This is a genomic window from Bacillus cereus group sp. MG4 (assembly GCF_040460055.1).
Lineage (GTDB): Bacteria > Bacillota > Bacilli > Bacillales > Bacillaceae_G > Bacillus_A > Bacillus_A wiedmannii.
The window spans coordinates 1804086-1821851 of record NZ_JARVGZ010000001.1; the positions used below are offsets into that span (position 1 = coordinate 1804086).

Genomic DNA, 17766 nt, shown 5'->3' on the forward strand with positions numbered 1-17766 from the left:
GCTAACAAAAGCCCCTGCCGTTAAGCAGGGAATATCTGTCTTAGTATTACCAAATTTAAGAAGTAAAACTTGTAACAAAATATGTATATACGACAGAAATTTCTTACCTCTCCACATCAATAAAACGTAGATAGTAACACGAAAGAGTGGGTTTCCCCACTCTTTTTTTTACACAATATACATGACATGGTTATCTCGGTTAATAGTATACCATAGCAAATGTTGATTTGCAAAGAATTTTCCTACCTATTAGAACAGTGATAACTGGTTTTGATCAGGTAGATCGCCTAAGCAACCTTGACTATCTAAATACTCAATAATTGTTTTCGAAACCTTACTGCGCTGCTGTAAATCTTCTTTTGATAAGAAATCTCCATTTTTGCGTGCTTCTACAATACTTAAAGCTGCGTTTGTACCAAGTCCAGGCACTGCATTAAATGGAGGAATTAAAGTATCCCCATCAATAATAAATTCTGTTGCATGTGAACGATATAAATCAACCTTTTGGAATGAGTATCCACGCTCACACATTTCAAGTGTCATTTCTAGTACTGTTAATAAACTTTTCTCTTTCGGCGCTGCATCCAAACCTTTTTGCGCAATTTCATCAATTCTTACACGTATAGATGCTGAACCTTTCGCCATCGCCTCTATATCAAAGTCATCTGCACGAACTGTAAAGTATGCCGCATAGAATAGAAGCGCGAAATGTACTTTAAAGTATGCAATACGTACAGCCATAAGTACGTAAGCAGCCGCATGGGCTTTAGGGAACATGTACTTTATTTTCTTACATGAATCAATATACCAACCTGGTACATTATTACTTTTCATGTCATCTTCCCATTCTTCCGGTACACCTTTACCTTTACGAACAGACTCCATAATTTTGAAGGCTAATGATGGGTCTAAACCTTGATAGATTAAATATACCATGATGTCATCACGACAACCGATAACTTCACTCAGCGTACATGTACCGTTATAAATTAACTCGTTTGCATTACCAAGCCATACGTCTGTACCATGTGATAGTCCAGAAATTTGGACTAACTCAGAGAATGTCGTAGGTTTCGTCTCTTCTAACATCTGCCTTACGAATTTCGTACCAAACTCTGGTATACCAAGTGTACCTGTTTTACAGTTAATTTGGTCTTCCGTTACCCCTAACGATTCCGGGCCTGAGAAAATTTTCATTACTTCCGGATCGTCTGTTGGGATTGTTTTCGGATCAATACCACTTAAATCTTGTAACATACGAATAACAGTAGGATCATCGTGTCCTAGTATATCAAGTTTCAATAAATTATCATGAATGGAGTGGAAATCAAAGTGTGTCGTTCTCCACTCAGCCCCTATTGAATCTGCCGGAAACTGAATTGGTGAGAAATCAAAGATATCCATGTAATCTGGCACAACGATAATACCACCTGGATGCTGTCCGGTTGTACGTTTTACACCCGTACATCCTGCTACTAAGCGGTCAATCTCTGCATTTCGAATCGTTAAATTATGATCATTTGCATAACCTTTTACATATCCATAAGCCGTTTTTTCCGCAACTGTACCTATTGTACCTGCGCGGTATACATAATCTTCACCGAACAGTACTTTCGTATAGTTATGGGCACGTGGTTGGTATTCCCCAGAGAAGTTCAGATCGATATCGGGTACCTTATCTCCTTTAAATCCAAGGAACGTTTCGAACGGGATATCATGTCCATCTTTCACGTATGGAACATTACATGCAGGACATTCTTTATCCGGCAAGTCAAAACCAGAACCTACAGAACCATCATTAAAGAATTCTGATTGCTTACACTTCGGACATACATAGTGTGGTGGTAATGGGTTTACTTCTGTAATTTCCATCATCGTTGCAACGAATGATGAACCTACCGATCCACGCGAACCTACTAAATATCCGTCTACTAACGATTTTTTCACAAGCTTATGTGAAATTAAATAAATTACGGCAAATCCATGCCCAATAATACTTTTTAATTCTTTTTCTAAACGCGCTTCTACAATTTCAGGTAACTCTTCACCATAAATGCTACGCGCCATTTTATAACTCATGTCACGCGTCTCATCATCTGCACCTTCAATTTTCGGTGTATATAGATCATCTTTCACTGGATGAACATCCCCAATTAATGATGCAATCTTTTGTGTATTCGTTACAACAATTTCTTTCGCTACGTCTTCACCTAAGAATGAAAAACACTCTAACATTTCATCCGTTGTACGGAAATGTACAGGCGGTAATGAATGTCGGTTTAACGGATTGGCTCCGCCCTGCGAACTGACTAAAATTTTGCGATACATCGCATCCTCTGGGTCTATATAATGCACGTTTCCTGTAGCAACAACTGGTTTATCTAACGTCTCACCTAGTTTTACTAAGTTAGAAATAATTGTTTTTAATTGTCCCTCATCTCGAACAAGTTCACGCTCTACTAAATGACGTAACACCTCTGGAGGCATTACTTCAATGTAATCATAGAACTGCGCAATTTCTTCTACCTCTTCAGGAGCTTTTTGCATCATCGCCTCAAACACTTCACCTTTATCACAAGCCGTTCCTACTAAAATTCCTTCACGATATTTTTTTAATAGTGACCTTGGTACTCGTGGTACACGGTAAAAGTAATTTAGGTGAGAATAGGAAACAAGTTTATATAAATTTTTCAACCCTACATCTGATGTGGCAAGTAACGTCATATGACTTGGACGTCCACGCTTATACGCGTCCCCTTGCCCCATGCTATCATTTAATTGATCGTGATATTCAAATCCCTTTTCAATCACATCTTTTAACATTTTCACAAGTAAGTATCCCGTTGCTTCTGTATCATAAATCGCACGGTGATGTTGCGTTAATTCAATATCAAGCTTTTTACACATCGTATTTAATCGATGGTTTTTCATTTCCGGGAATAAGAATCTTGCAAGTTCTAACGTATCAATAACAGGATTATTCGTTTTTTCTAGTCCAGCCTTTTTAAAACCTACGTTAATAAAGCCCATATCAAAACTTGCGTTATGAGCAACAAGTGTATGGTCGCCCATCCATCCTTCAAACTTTTTAAACACTTCGTCCACTTCTGGTGCATCCGTTAACATATCATCTGTAATACCTGTTAATTCAATAATCGTCGCAGATAATGGTTGATGTGGATTTGCGAAAGATTCAAAGCGGTCAATAATTTCGCCACCTTTTACTTTTACAGCCGCTAACTCGATAACAGTATCATATACAGCTGATAAACCTGTCGTCTCAACGTCGAAAACAACATAAGTTTCCTCTGCAAGTAAACGATGCGCTTCGTTATATGCAATCGGTACACCATCATTAACTAAATTCGCCTCTACACCATATATAACTTTAACCCCAGCCTTTTTACCCGCAGAATATGCCTCTGGGAAAGACTGCGCAACAGCATGGTCTGTAACAGCAATTGCCTCATGTCCCCATTTCCCTGCTTGGGCAACAAGTCTAGAAACAGGAGTAACAGCGTCCATTTGGCTCATCGGTGTGTGAAGATGCAGCTCTACACGTTTTTCACCTTCTGGCGCTTTATCTTTACGAGACGGTCCTGTTATTTCATTTATATCATTTGCAATCATTACTAAATCTCGAACAAATGTATCATTTTGAACAGAACCACGCGCTTTCACCCACATTCCTTTTTTCAAGGATTGCAGCATTGGAATATCTTCTTTGTCACGCGAGAACATTTTGATCATAATTGAATCCGTATAGTCTGTTATTTTTAAAGTTAATAACGTACGGCCACTACGAAGCTCTTTTGTTTCTACATGGAAGACATATCCTTGAACCGTTTTTCTTCTTTCTTCATCTTGAATTTCTCGCATCGGTGTAATCTCTTCATCCGGCTTAATAAGATACCCGAGTGTAATCGGTCCTTCATGCAAAACGCTACTTTCTTCAGCTTGCTTCTTCGCCATTTCCTCCATAGCTTGTATAACACGTTCACGATCTTCTTGCTGCGTTTGCTCACGAAACTTTTGCATTTCTTCTGTATTTTGCTGTATATGTGTGTCTAACTGAAAACGCGGGAATCCAAAAGTTTCGTATTGATCCCCTACTGGTTTCGCAACGTTTTTCTTTAAAGCAGTAGATTCCAGCTCATTATTCACATTTATTAGCAACTTCACTCCATTCACCTGCGGAAGCTGCTTTTTTAAGTAAGCAAACATAGGTGAAAATGTAATTCGTTCCGTACAAAGTGGCCAATACGCCCTCACTTCTTCTTCTGTAAATTGTTTATTCTCTGTTTCTAATGCAAATGTTGTTCTTGCAATATGAGAAAATGATTGCTTAAGCTTTGTTTCTAGCAACTCATATAATTCTGTAGGCAAAATTCGTGGCACTTGTAAATCAAAATGCCAACTTTTATTCGCTTTATCAATAACGAGCCTTTCAATGCCACCACCTTGTAAATATTGATTTATAAGGTCGTCTGGTATTTGCAACTGCTGGAGCAAAATTTGAAATCGCTCTTGTTGTTCATTTGTTAAAGACATAAGCACTCTCCTTCCATTTGCTATTATAAATTGAAACGTACTACAAAGAAAGATTTCTCCCTTCTTCTTTTACAAAATACGTTTACAAAGAAAGAGAAGGTACCTCATTACGAGGTACCTCTTCTTATTTTAAAATATTTGCAATATATGTTTGAAGTTCTTCTACTTTCACTTCTTCAGACTCGCCTGTAGCACGTACTTTCACTTCTACAATACCTTCGTCTGCTTTTTTACCAACTGTCACGCGAACTGGAAGGCCGAATAAATCTGCATCTGCAAATTTAACACCTGCACGTTCTGCACGATCATCTAGTAATACTTCGTACCCTTGCTCTTGTAATGAGTTGTAGATGTTTTCACCCATTTCACGTTGCGCATCAGATTTCATATTTACTGGAATTACATGCACATGGAACGGTGCAACAGCTTTTGGCCAAACTAAACCGTTCTCATCATTAAACTGCTCTGCGATTGCTGCCACTGTACGAGATACACCGATACCGTAACAACCCATAATAAGTGGTTGTGTTTTTCCGTTTTCATCTAGGAATGTTGCGTTCATTGCTTCACTATAACGAGTTCCTAATTTGAATACATGGCCAACTTCAATTCCGCGTGCGAAAAGAATTGTTCCATTTCCATCTGGAGACTGGTCTCCTTCTTGAATGAAGCGTAAATCTGTGTATTGACTTACTTTAAAGTCACGTTCTGGATTTACATTTACATAATGGAATCCTTCTTCGTTCGCTCCTGAACATCCGTTAACAATTGATGCTACAGCATGGTCTGCGATAATTTCGATATCCCCTGTTACACCAATCGGTCCTAAAGAACCAACTTCACAGTTTAATAATTCTTTCACTTCTTCATGAGAAGCAAGCTCAACAACTGAAGCGCCGTATACATTTTTCACTTTTACATCGTTTACTTCATGATCACCACGAACAAGTACAACTACTAATTTCTCATCTACTTTAAATACCATAGACTTAATGCACTTGTCAGCTTCAATGTTTAAGAATGCAGATACTTCTTCAATTGCTTTTTGATCTGGTGTTGCTACTTTTTCAAGTGCCTTTTCTGCTTCATCACTCTTCGTATACGTAGCTACCACAGGAGCCATTTCGATGTTTGCTGCATAATTAGATGTATCAGAGTATGCAATTGTATCTTCACCAACTTCAGATAATACCATAAATTCATGCGTATCTTTTCCGCCCATTGCTCCAGAGTCAGCAATAACTGCACGGAAATTCAAGCCACAACGAGCAAAAATGTTAGAGTATGCTTTGTATAAGCGATCGTATACTTCATCTAAGCTCTCTTGTGTAGCATGGAAAGAATATGCATCTTTCATTAGAAACTCTCTTCCACGTAATAAACCGAAACGAGGTCTTTGTTCATCACGGAATTTTGTTTGAATTTGGTACAATGTTAACGGTAATTTTTTATATGATTTCACTTCATCACGTACAAGATCCGTAATTACTTCTTCATGTGTCGCTCCTAATGCGAATTCACGAGCGTTACGATCTTTCATACGCATTAATTCAGATCCGTAAGAATACCAACGGCCTGACTCTTGCCATAATTCTGCAGCTTGCATCGCTGGCATTAATAATTCTACAGCTCCTGCGCGCTCCATTTCTTCTCGAACGATACGTTCTACTTTGTGTAGTACTTTTAATCCAAATGGTAGAAAACTATAAATACCAGAAGCATTTTGACGCATAAAACCTGCACGAAGTAATAACTGATGACTCTTAATCTCCGCATCAGCTGGAACTTCACGTAATGTAGGACTGAATACCATACTTTGTTTCATTTATTCGCACCTCTTCATTTTACTCTTACACGCAGTAAAACCCCTCACCTCGAGTTAGGTGAGGGATTTTATTCTACGAGCTCTATTTCATTATAAGTTTCACTTTATTTTACAAGAAAAACTTACGAATGTCATTCCAAGTTACAACTAACATAAGTAACATTAATAATGCAAAACCAATAAAGTGAACCATTCCTTCTTTTTGGCGGTCAATTGGTTTCCCTCGTAACGCTTCAATTAAGAAGAAGAACAAACGTCCACCGTCTAAAGCAGGGACTGGTAGTAAATTAAATAAACCAAGGTTAATACTTAAAACTGCTGCTAAACTTAATACACGCGTAAATCCATAATCTACAACTTGATCTGTTAGATTATAAATTCCTACTGGACCTGACAACTCATTAATAGAGAATTGACCAGTTACTAATTTCACAAGTGAATCAAAAATTAGTTTTGTCCATTGGTATGTTTGTTCAAATCCTGATTTAATAGAACCCATTACTGTTTTCTCTACTGGAGAGTAAACACCAATTCTACCTACTTCGTCTTTTCCTTCTTTATCGAGTGTTGGCGTTACTTTTACATTAAACTGTTCATTATCACGCTTTACTTGTAACGTAATTTCTTTATTTGGGTTTTCACGTACAATGGTAACAACATCTTTCCATGTACTTGTGTTTTTCCCATCGATTGCTTGAATTGTATCATTTTCTTTTAATCCGGCTTGCTCGGCTGCACTATTCTCCATTACTTTTCCGACCATTGGCTTGTCAACAGGAACACCTTGTACAAATCCAAGAATCACAAAAATAACAAATGCTAAAATGAAGTTCATTGCAGGACCTGCAAAGATTGTTAAGGCACGTTGACCCAATTTCTTGGAGCCGAACTGCCTATTATACGGAGCAATTTGTATTTCTTCACCAGCAGTAATAATACGAGCCTTTTCATTCACTCGGAATGTTTGAAGCTCTTCCTCGTACTCTTCATAGCCCGAAATTGTTAAATTATGCTCTAAATCAGCTTGTTCGACTTCAATGACACGAACATTTGGATACTTTTCATATCCATCAAAAACTAATTTCGCAACTTCGTCTTTTTCATTTAATACAAGGCCAACCTTTTTTCCAGGCTTTAACTCAACTGTGTCTGCATCCTCGCCAGCCATTCTTACATAGCCACCAAGGGGCAGTAATCGAATCGTATACACCGTTTCATTCTTTTCAAATGAGAATATTTTCGGACCAAAACCAATCGCAAACTCACGGCATAAAATACCTGCTCTTTTTGCGAAATATAGATGCCCTAGCTCATGGAAAAATACGAGTGCACCGAAAATTAATATAAAGGCAATCGCTGTATTCAATTCCATACCACCTTTGCTAAATTTGTTCCATCACAAACCGTCTTGTGGTTGCATCAATTTCCAGAATTTCCTCTAAGCTCGGACGTGCAATGACATTGTGATGGTTCATTGCTTTTTCAATGAGGTCTTCCACTGTTAAGAAACCAATTCTCTTTTGTAAAAAAGCTTCAACAGCTACTTCATTCGCTGCATTCATTACAGCTGGCATACTTCCACCTGTTTTTCCAGCTTCATACGCAAAACGCAAACAACGGAAACGTTCTTGGTTCATTTCCTCAAAATGCAATGTTCCCATTTCCCATAAATTTAACTGCTTTGTGTCTGAAAGAGGTAATCGATCAGGATATGTAAGTGCGTATTGAATTGGTACTCGCATATCAGGTGAGCCAAGCTGTGCCATCACACTACGATCTTCAAATTCAACCATAGAATGAATAATACTTTCTTTATGTAAAACAACATCGATTTGCTCATAAGGGATACCAAAAAGCCAATGTGCTTCAATTACTTCTAGCCCCTTATTCATCATTGTAGCAGAATCAATTGTAATTTTCGAACCCATTGACCAGTTTGGATGTCGAAGCGCATCTTCTACCGTCACATGATGCAATTCATCTCTCGTTTTATCACGGAAACTTCCTCCAGAAGCTGTAATAATCAGTCGAGAAATTCTTTTTTCATTTTCACCATTCAAGCATTGAAAAATAGCTGAATGTTCACTGTCTACTGGAAGTAACGAAACATTATGTTTTCGTGCTGCTTCCATTACAAGATGCCCTGCGGTTACTAACGTTTCTTTGTTTGCAATTCCGATTGTTTTTTTCGCCTCAATTGCACGAAGTGTTGGTAACAACCCTACGCTACCTACAACAGCATTTACTACAATCTCTGCATCTGGATGTAATGCTACTTCTAAAAGCCCTTCACTACCATATACAATTTTTGTATTACCAGAGACAGCTTGTAATTTTAAAACATCTTCCTCTCTTTGCACAGAGACAATTTGCGGAGAAAATTCTTGAATTACCTTTACTGCGTAGTCAATATTTTTCCCTACAGAAAAAGCAACGAGACGGAATTGGTCTGGGTGCGAGCGTAATACATCTAAAGTTTGTGTACCAATTGATCCGCTTGCACCTAATAAACTAATGTTTTTCATGACTCCAACCCCTCGTTCATTTATTAATTGTATTGTAATAAGAAGTAGAGAATTGGTAAAACGAATAACCAACTATCTGTTCGATCTAATATACCACCATGTCCAGGTAAAATTGTACCTGAATCTTTTACGCCATAATGACGTTTAAATGCAGATTGTACTAAATCACCAATTTGTCCAAAAATAGAAATGATAATTGTCAACACAATTAAAATCCCTACATTAGCCTCAACTGGGAAGAACATATTGTAAACAAGTGCCACAACAATCCCACAAACGATGCCGCCTAATGAACCTTCAATCGTTTTATTCGGACTAATTTCTGGCCATAATTTTCTTTTTCCTAATGCTTTCCCTACGAAATATGCGCCTGAATCGGTAGCCCATATAACAAATAATGCGCAAAACACATATTTAATTCCTAAAATTCTCGTTTCATTCAAATATAAGAATCCCATTGCAACATATGTTGTTGCCATTAGTAAAAAGGAAGCATGGTCAAAAGTAAATGTATTCTTAGAAAGGACTGTATATGATAAAAGTAATAAAACAATCACAAATGTGATTTCTAATTTACCTAATCCAATCCAAGTAAACAGTTCTGATGCACTACTTGGAATTAAAATAACCCATAATAATACTGCAGCTAAAACTGTTGGTACTGAAATAAGCGTAAGCTTATTCATACGAATTAATTCATATAAACCTATAGAAGCAAGTGCATACACTAAAACCGTAAAAGGCACGCCACCGTAAATTACGATGGGAATGAATAGCGCGGCAGCAACCACTCCAGTAATAATTCTCTGTTTCACTACCAAACCCTCTCTTTCTACACGCCTCCGAATCTGCGCCCTCTATGTTGAAAGTCTGTAATCGCATTTAGCAAATGTTCCTCGGTAAAATCTGGCCAATACACATCTGTAAACCAAAACTCCGAATATGCAATTTGCCATAACATGAAATTACTAATACGTAGCTCTCCGCTCGTACGGATTAACAACTCTGGATCAGGTAAAGAACTCGTCATTAAGTAGGAAGAAAGCATTTCTTCACTTACATCTTCAACACGAATTTTTCCTTCCTCACTATCTTTCACCATATGTTGCACAGCAGAAACGATCTCATCTCGACTTCCATAGTTTAACGCGAAATTAAGAATTAATCCCGTATTCTCTTTCGTATCTTCCATGGCCTTTTCCATCGCTCTGCGTGTATGCGTAGGAAGACGATCTTGTTGTCCTATCACTCGGACTTGTACGTTCTCTTCAATCAATTCTGGTAAAAATGTACCTAGAAATTCTTCTGGAAGCCTCATTAAATAGTCAACTTCCTTTTTCGGTCTTTTCCAGTTCTCAGTTGAAAAAGCATAAAGAGTTAACACTTTTACATTAAGTTTGCTTGCAAATTTTGTGATTTTCTTTACAACTTGCATGCCTTCATGATGTCCCGCAATACGAGGCATCGCTCTCCTCTTTGCCCATCTTCCATTACCATCCATAATGATGGCAATATGTTCTGGGATGTATCCTTTTTTCACTTTTTCAACGAGATGATCAAACGATGCGACCTTTTTACTTTTAAAAAAAGGAAAGTTTTTAAACATCATTCATACCCTCCAGCAAGCAGACGTATGCCTAAAAGTGTAAAAAGACCCCCTTAAGAAGAGGGTCATATTTGCGAAGGTATCGCTATTACACTTCCATGATTTCTTTTTCTTTGTTTTTTGCGATTTCGTCAACTTTTGCAATATATTTATCTGTTTCTTTTTGGATATCTTCAGTATATCCTCTTAAATCATCTTCTGTAATATCGCCAGCTTTTTCAAGCTTCTTAAGATCATCGTTACTGTCACGACGTACGTTACGAACAGCAACTTTTGCTTCTTCAGCATATTTTTTCACAACTTTTACAAGATCGCGACGACGCTCTTCTGTTAATGCAGGGAATGCAATACGAATTACAGTTCCATCATTAGAAGGATTTAAGCCTAAATCTGCTTTTAAGATTGCTTTTTCAATATCACCGATAGAAGTTTTATCATAAGGTTGAATTACAAGTAAACGTGCTTCTGGAACTGTAATGTTCGCTAATTGCACAACAGGTGTTGGTGCACCATAGTAATCAACTTGTACCTTATCTAATACAGACGAGCTTGCACGACCTGCGCGAACTGTTGCCAATTCACGAGAGTAAGCTGCAACTGCTTTTTCCATTTTTTCATTTGAAGACTTCAATACTTGTTGTCCCATATTTATTTCCCCCTTACAACTGTTCCGATATTTTCGCCTAAAACGGCACGTTTAATGTTACCTTTTTCCATAACTGAGAATACAATTAATGGAATATCATTGTCCATACATAAAGAAGAAGCTGTTGAATCCATTACACCTAAACCTTCTTTTAATACATCTAAGTAAGTAAGTGTTTCGTATTTCGTAGCTGTTGGGTCAAGAGATGGATCTGCATTATATACGCCATCTACATTGTTTTTCGCCATTAAGATAACGTCTGCTTCGATTTCCGCTGCACGTAGTGCTGCTGTTGTATCTGTAGAGAAATATGGGTTACCTGTACCTGCTGCAAAGATCACAACACGTTTTTTCTCTAGATGACGAACTGCTTTACGACGAATGTAAGGCTCTGCTACTTGACGCATTTCGATTGAAGTTTGAACACGAGTTTGAATTCCAATGTTCTCCAAGCTATCTTGAAGAGCTAATGAGTTCATAACTGTTGCTAACATACCCATGTAATCCGCTCCAGCACGATCCATTCCCATTTCACTTCCGATTTTTCCACGCCAAATGTTTCCGCCACCAACAACAACAGCAACTTCTACATCAAGTTCTGCAATTTCTTTCACTTGTTCCGCAACTGATTTAATAACAGATGGGTTAATTCCAAATCCTTGTTCGCCAGCTAACGCTTCTCCGCTTAGCTTTAATACGACACGATTATATTTCGGTTTACTCATAATGAACCTCCAATTGCTTACATCTTTATTTTAAAAAAGGGAACACAATGTGTTCCCTAATCTGTATTAGTTACTACCTTTTACTTGGTTCATTACTTCTTCAGCAAAGTTGTCTTCGCGTTTTTCGATACCTTCACCAACAGCGTAGCGAACGAATCCTTTTAATGTTCCGCCTTTAGACTCAACGAATTGACGAACTTTCATATCAGGGTTTTTAACGAATGCTTGGTCAAGTAAGCAAATTTCTTCGAAGAATTTACCTAGACGGCCTTCAACCATTTTTGCAACGATTTTTTCAGGCTTGCCTTCGTTTAAAGCTTGTTGTGTTAATACTTGACGCTCATGCTCAACTTCTTCAGCTGTTACAGCATCGCGGTCGATGTATTTAGGGTTAACTGCTGCGATGTGCATTGCTACATCTTTAGCAGCAGCTTCGTCAGTAGAACCTTCAAGAACTGTTAATACACCAATACGTCCACCCATGTGTAGGTAAGCGCCGAATGCATCAGCATCAGTTTTTGATACGATTTCGAAACGACGAAGTGTAAGTTTTTCACCAATTTTAGCAATTGCTTCGTTGATGTGCTCTTCTACTGTTTTGCCGCCTTCGATTGTTTGAGCCATAGCTTCTTCAACGTTAGCTGGTTTGTTAGTTAATAAGTGTGCAGCTAATTCTTTAATTAACGCTTGGAAACCTTCGTTTTTCGCAACGAAATCAGTTTCAGAGTTTAATTCTAAGATTAAACCTTCGTTACCGTTTGTTTCGATGAAAGTTAAACCTTCAGCAGCGATGCGGTCTGCTTTTTTAGCAGCTTTTGCAATACCTTTTTCACGTAAGAAGTCAATTGCTTTCTCCATGTCGCCATTAGTCTCAGTTAAAGCTTTTTTGCAGTCCATCATACCTGCGCCTGTTTTTTCACGAAGTTCTTTTACCATTTGTGCAGTGATTGCCATATTTTTCATCCTCCTAAAATATGTATTTATACCTTTTATAAAGGTGTTTATACCTTAAAAAAGGTGATAAAAGGCCGAACCCCTTATCACCTTTCCAAATTTGTTACGCAGTAACAGTTTCTTCACCTTGTTTTGCTTCAAGGATCGCGTCTGCCATTTTAGATGTAAGAAGTTTTACAGCACGAATTGCATCATCGTTTGCTGGGATAACGTGATCGATTTCGTCTGGATCACAGTTTGTATCAACGATACCGATGATTGGAATGTGTAATTTGCGCGCTTCAGCAACTGCAATACGCTCTTTACGAGGGTCTACTACGAATAATGCACTTGGAAGACCTTTCATATCTTTAATACCGCCTAAGAATTTCTCAAGACGCTCTAACTCTTTTTTAAGTTGAACAACTTCTTTCTTAGGAAGTACTTCGAAAGTACCATCTTCTTGCATTTTTTCGATGTCTTTAAGGCGCTTGATACGCTTTTGGATTGTTTGGAAGTTTGTTAAAGTTCCACCTAACCAACGTTGGTTAACGAAGTACATACCAGCACGAGTTGCTTCTTCTTTAATAGCTTCTTGTGCTTGTTTTTTAGTACCTACGAATAAGATGTCTCCGCCTTCAGCAGCGATGTCACGCATCGTTCTGTAAGCTTCCTCAACTTTTTTCACAGTTTTTTGTAAGTCGATGATGTAGATACCGTTACGCTCTGTGAAAATGTAACGCTTCATTTTTGGGTTCCAACGACGAGTTTGATGTCCGAAATGAACACCAGCTTCAAGCAATTGCTTCATAGAAATTACTGACATAATATAGTTCCTCCTAAATGGTTTTTGATATCCTCCGTTTACTTCATCTCTAAGCGAAACTACAAACGTAGCACCAACACTTAAATCAGTAAACGTGTGTACTTTGTACTGACACCACTGCTTACTATATCATACTGAAATATTACAATCAAGTCGAAAATGCGAACAATGTAAAACTTTCTTTGTTCACACTCGAATTCTAGTATTACCAACCTGTATTTCCTTTAAGCAAAAAAATAAAATTCAATTCATAGCTTTTCCGAAAAACACGATTATGACGCTATTTACAAACAACATCAATCTTTTATACACAAAAAAACTCTCCTCAAAAAATGAGGAGAGTTTTATAAATTAGTTTGTTTTTAATTTAGCAAGTTCCTGTAGAAACTTGTCGTTTAGCACTTTAATGTATGTTCCTTTCATACCTAAAGAGCGAGACTCAATAACACCAGCACTCTCTAATTTACGAAGTGCATTTACGATTACAGAACGAGTAATTCCTACGCGATCAGCAATTTTACTTGCAACAAGTAAACCTTCTGTTCCATTTAATTCTTCGAAGATATGCTCGATTGCTTCTAACTCACTGTAAGATAATGAGCTAATCGCCATTTGAACAACAGCTTTACTACGTGCTTCCTCTTCGATTTCTTCTGCTTTTTCACGTAAGATTTCCATACCTACTACAGTTGAACTGTATTCAGCAAGAATTAAATCATCGTCTAAAAACTCTTGACCAAGACGAGCTAACACTAATGTGCCTAGACGCTCACCGCCACCAACGATTGGTACGATTGTAGTTAAGCCTTGACCAAATAATTCTCTATTTTCTACTGGGAATGCTGTGTAAGCACTGTTTACATCTAAGTTTGAAGATGTTTCTGTAATGTTGAATAAGCTTTGCGTGTATTCTTCCGGGAATTGACGCTCTGCAAGCATTTGTTTCATACGCTCATTCTCAATTTGTTGGTGAATTGCATAACCTAGTAATTTACCACGACGGCTTACTACGAATACATTCGCTTCGATTACTTCACACATTGTGTCAGACATTTCTCTAAAGTTTACAGGCTTTCCTGCTGCGCTCTGTAATAACGCATTTAATTTTCTTGTTTTTGCTAATAATTCCATTTCAAAAGTTCCTCCTACATGTTACTTACATATTTTTTCATCACTTGGAAACTAGGGCGAGTCACCTGATGACACTATTACAAAATAAACTGGCTCACATCTTTATTTTTAGCAATCGTTGCTAATTTCTCCTCAACGTATTGAGGTGTTATCGTTATTTTCTCTAACGTAATTTCAGATGCTTCAAACGATAAATCTTCAAGGAGTTTCTCCATAATCGTATGAAGTCTTCTTGCTCCAATATTATCTGTATCCTGATTAACTTGATAAGCAATCTCAGCAATCTTACGAATAGCTTCGTCTGAAAATTCAATTTCTATACCTTCAGTCGCTAATAAAGCCATATATTGTTTAATTAACGCATTGTCAGGCTCGATTAATATTTTAACAAAATCATCTGTCGATAATTTTGTTAATTCTACTCGAATCGGAAATCTCCCTTGCAGTTCCGGAATTAAATCCGACGGTTTAGACATATGAAACGCTCCAGCTGCAACGAATAAAATATAATCCGTTTTTACTGATCCGTATTTTGTCGCAACATTCGATCCTTCTACAATTGGTAAAATGTCACGTTGCACACCTTCACGTGATACATCTACGCTATTCGACTGCTTACCAGCAATTTTGTCAATTTCATCGATAAAAATAATCCCGAGCTGTTCAGCACGATAAACAGCCTCTTGTGTAACTTCATCCATATCAATTAAGCGCTGTGCTTCCTCATTTGTCAAGAGTTTTCTTGCTTCTTTCACAGAAAGTTTACGTTTTTTTGTTTTTTTCGGCATAAAACTTCCTAATGCATCTTGGAAATTCATTCCCATTTGTTCCATGCCTGTTCCTTGTAACATATCGAACATGGAAGACTGTTGCTCAGTCACTTCAATCGATACAATTTCATCTTCAAGAAGTCCTGCAGCAAGCTTTCTTTCCACATCTTGACGTTTCTTTTCGATTTCAACATCTTCCTGTGCATCAGATGTTTGATTCGAATTTTGAGCACCGCCAAATAGCATTTCTAATGGGTTTTTAAATCCAGATTGTTTCTCCGGACTCGGCACTAAAATTTCAACAAGACGTTGGTTCGCTTGTTCTTCTGCTTTGTCTTGTACTTTAATTACCATTTCTTCTTTCACGATACGAACTGACGTTTCCACAAGGTCACGTACCATCGATTCTACATCTCTACCTACATATCCAACTTCTGTAAATTTGGTAGCTTCAACCTTAATAAAAGGTGCTCCAACGAGTTTCGCCATTCGTCGTGCTACCTCTGTTTTACCAACACCTGTCGGTCCAATCATTAAAATATTTTTAGGCGCAATTTCATCACGTAGATTTTCAGCTAATTTACTTCGACGATATCGATTTCTTAAAGCTACAGCAACCGCTTTCTTCGCATCTTTTTGACCGATAATGTATTGATCTAATTTTTCCACAATTTGACGCGGAGTAAAATGTAAATGCATATAAAATGCCTCCCTTACGATTCTACAATTCTTCCACAATTATATTGTGGTTTGTATAAACACAAATATCGCCAGCAATGTCTAAACTCGCTTTCGCAATTTGCTTCGCTGTTAAATGTTCACTTGCATATTGCTTTAAAGCACGACCTGCAGAAAGCGCATAATTCCCACCAGATCCAATCGCTAAAATACCATCATCCGGTTCAATCACTTCTCCTGTACCTGAAACAAGAAGCATAGTTGTTTTATCCATGACAATGAGCATCGCTTCTAGCTGACGTAACATTTTGTCGCCACGCCATTGTTTTGCCATCTCAACTGCAGCACGCTGCAAGTTCCCATTGTACTCTTCTAATTTCCCTTCAAACATTTCAAAAAGAGTAAATGCGTCAGCAACGGAACCTGCAAAGCCAGCTAAAACTTTCCCTTGGAAAAGTTTACGGACTTTACGAGCTGTATGTTTCATTACAACTGCATTTCCCATTGTCACCTGACCATCTCCAGCCATTGCACATTCTCCATTATGATGAACTGCAAATATCGTTGTAGCGTGGAAATTTCCCATAGAAAAAAACTCCTTTATATGTTTTTATAGCTTTAAAAGCAATTTATGCCCGCGGGTGATGCTTCATGTAGACTGAACGCAATCTTTCTTTAGAGACATGCGTATAAATTTGTGTCGTCGACAAATTCTCATGACCAAGTAGCTCCTGTACAGTACGTAAATCTGCCCCTTCATCTAACATGTGTGTAGCAAATGTATGCCTTAACATATGGGGACTTATCCGCATTGTCAGTGAAGCCTTCTTAATGAGTTCGTTTAATACATAACGTACCCCTCGACTTGTTAGCGGCGTGCCTTTCGCATTTAAAAATACCATATGAGAGTGCTCTTCAGTTTTGTGAGCTAACTGTTTTCTCCCGTTCTCAATATAAGTAATTAAAGCATCTTGCGCATAGCTTCCGAACGGAATATACCTTTGTTTTTTTCCTTTTCCCATTACTAAAATTGTTCCCACCGCGAAGTCAATATCGGTAAGTTGTAAATTGACACATTCACTCACACGGATTCCAGTCGCATACATCAACTCTAATAAAGCTTGATTCCTTTGACCTAGCGGCGTTTCCGTATCAGCAACTTCAAATAATTCCTCTAATTCTTCAGCATATAAAAACTTTGGGATTGACAATTCTTTTTTGGGGAGTGACGCAAGTGCAAACGGATTATCTTTCCGATAACCTTCACGCATCAAAAAACGATATAAACTTCGTAAGCTTGATACTTTTCTTGCGACAGATTTACGGGCTAACTTTTCATCGTGCAACGTCGTTAAGTACAAACGAACATCCGCGTATGTAACATCTAAAAAAGAGGATATGCCTTCTCGCTCCATAAATTGCACAAAATGTTCTAAATCATTTTGATAACTTGCAATTGTATATTTTGAATAATTTCTTTCAATTTGTAAATATCCAACGAATAATTGTAACAATTTCTTCACATTCACACAATTCACCTCAATAAAGGC

The 17766-nt window shown here is 37.8% G+C and carries 14 protein-coding genes; all 14 read right to left on the bottom strand.

Annotated elements, in window-relative coordinates; all coding sequences use genetic code 11:
* Nucleotides 1–249: 249 nt before the first annotated feature.
* On the bottom strand, nucleotides 250–4551 hold the full coding sequence (locus tag QCI41_RS09425) for a PolC-type DNA polymerase III (protein WP_353837567.1): 4302 nt from the start codon (nucleotides 4549–4551) through the stop codon (nucleotides 250–252).
* A gap of 124 nt (nucleotides 4552–4675) precedes the next feature.
* The gene (locus tag QCI41_RS09430) at nucleotides 4676–6376 is read right to left on the bottom strand and encodes a proline--tRNA ligase (RefSeq protein WP_046956487.1); all 1701 of its coding nucleotides are present in this window, start codon (nucleotides 6374–6376) and stop codon (nucleotides 4676–4678) included.
* Nucleotides 6377–6485: 109 nt separating this feature from the next.
* Nucleotides 6486–7742, bottom strand: coding sequence for an RIP metalloprotease RseP (gene rseP / locus QCI41_RS09435; protein ID WP_001090238.1), 1257 nt, complete (start codon nucleotides 7740–7742; stop codon nucleotides 6486–6488).
* Between the two features lie 16 nt (nucleotides 7743–7758).
* The gene (dxr, locus tag QCI41_RS09440; protein ID WP_071726861.1) at nucleotides 7759–8901 is read right to left on the bottom strand and encodes a 1-deoxy-D-xylulose-5-phosphate reductoisomerase; all 1143 of its coding nucleotides are present in this window, start codon (nucleotides 8899–8901) and stop codon (nucleotides 7759–7761) included.
* A gap of 23 nt (nucleotides 8902–8924) precedes the next feature.
* Entirely contained in the window at nucleotides 8925–9716 is a 792-nt protein-coding gene (cdsA, locus tag QCI41_RS09445; protein WP_000813596.1) for a phosphatidate cytidylyltransferase, read from the bottom strand.
* Between the two features lie 17 nt (nucleotides 9717–9733).
* Nucleotides 9734–10510, bottom strand: coding sequence for an undecaprenyl pyrophosphate synthase (gene uppS / locus QCI41_RS09450; protein WP_000971311.1), 777 nt, complete (start codon nucleotides 10508–10510; stop codon nucleotides 9734–9736).
* Between the two features lie 85 nt (nucleotides 10511–10595).
* Entirely contained in the window at nucleotides 10596–11153 is a 558-nt protein-coding gene (gene frr / locus QCI41_RS09455; RefSeq protein ID WP_000531506.1) for a ribosome recycling factor, read from the bottom strand.
* A 2-nt stretch (nucleotides 11154–11155) separates the two neighbouring features.
* Nucleotides 11156–11878, bottom strand: a complete 723-nt coding sequence (gene pyrH / locus QCI41_RS09460; RefSeq protein WP_000042667.1) for a UMP kinase — start codon at nucleotides 11876–11878, stop codon at nucleotides 11156–11158.
* A gap of 66 nt (nucleotides 11879–11944) precedes the next feature.
* Nucleotides 11945–12832: a translation elongation factor Ts gene (gene tsf / locus QCI41_RS09465; RefSeq protein ID WP_088081438.1), complete on the bottom strand. Its 888-nt coding sequence runs from the start codon at nucleotides 12830–12832 to the stop codon at nucleotides 11945–11947.
* 103 nt (nucleotides 12833–12935) lie between these two features.
* Nucleotides 12936–13637 (bottom strand): 30S ribosomal protein S2, encoded by a 702-nt coding sequence (gene rpsB / locus QCI41_RS09470; protein ID WP_000111484.1) that lies wholly within the window; start codon nucleotides 13635–13637, stop codon nucleotides 12936–12938.
* Between the two features lie 351 nt (nucleotides 13638–13988).
* Nucleotides 13989–14768, bottom strand: a complete 780-nt coding sequence (gene codY, locus QCI41_RS09475; protein ID WP_000421290.1) for a GTP-sensing pleiotropic transcriptional regulator CodY — start codon at nucleotides 14766–14768, stop codon at nucleotides 13989–13991.
* Nucleotides 14769–14845: 77 nt separating this feature from the next.
* Complete coding sequence (hslU, locus tag QCI41_RS09480; RefSeq protein ID WP_000550070.1) at nucleotides 14846–16237, bottom strand: ATP-dependent protease ATPase subunit HslU; 1392 nt, start codon at nucleotides 16235–16237, stop codon at nucleotides 14846–14848.
* A gap of 22 nt (nucleotides 16238–16259) precedes the next feature.
* Nucleotides 16260–16802, bottom strand: coding sequence for an ATP-dependent protease proteolytic subunit HslV (gene hslV / locus QCI41_RS09485; protein WP_000526271.1), 543 nt, complete (start codon nucleotides 16800–16802; stop codon nucleotides 16260–16262).
* Nucleotides 16803–16845: 43 nt separating this feature from the next.
* Nucleotides 16846–17745: a tyrosine recombinase XerC gene (gene xerC, locus QCI41_RS09490; protein WP_001101235.1), complete on the bottom strand. Its 900-nt coding sequence runs from the start codon at nucleotides 17743–17745 to the stop codon at nucleotides 16846–16848.
* Nucleotides 17746–17766: the final 21 nt, after the last annotated feature.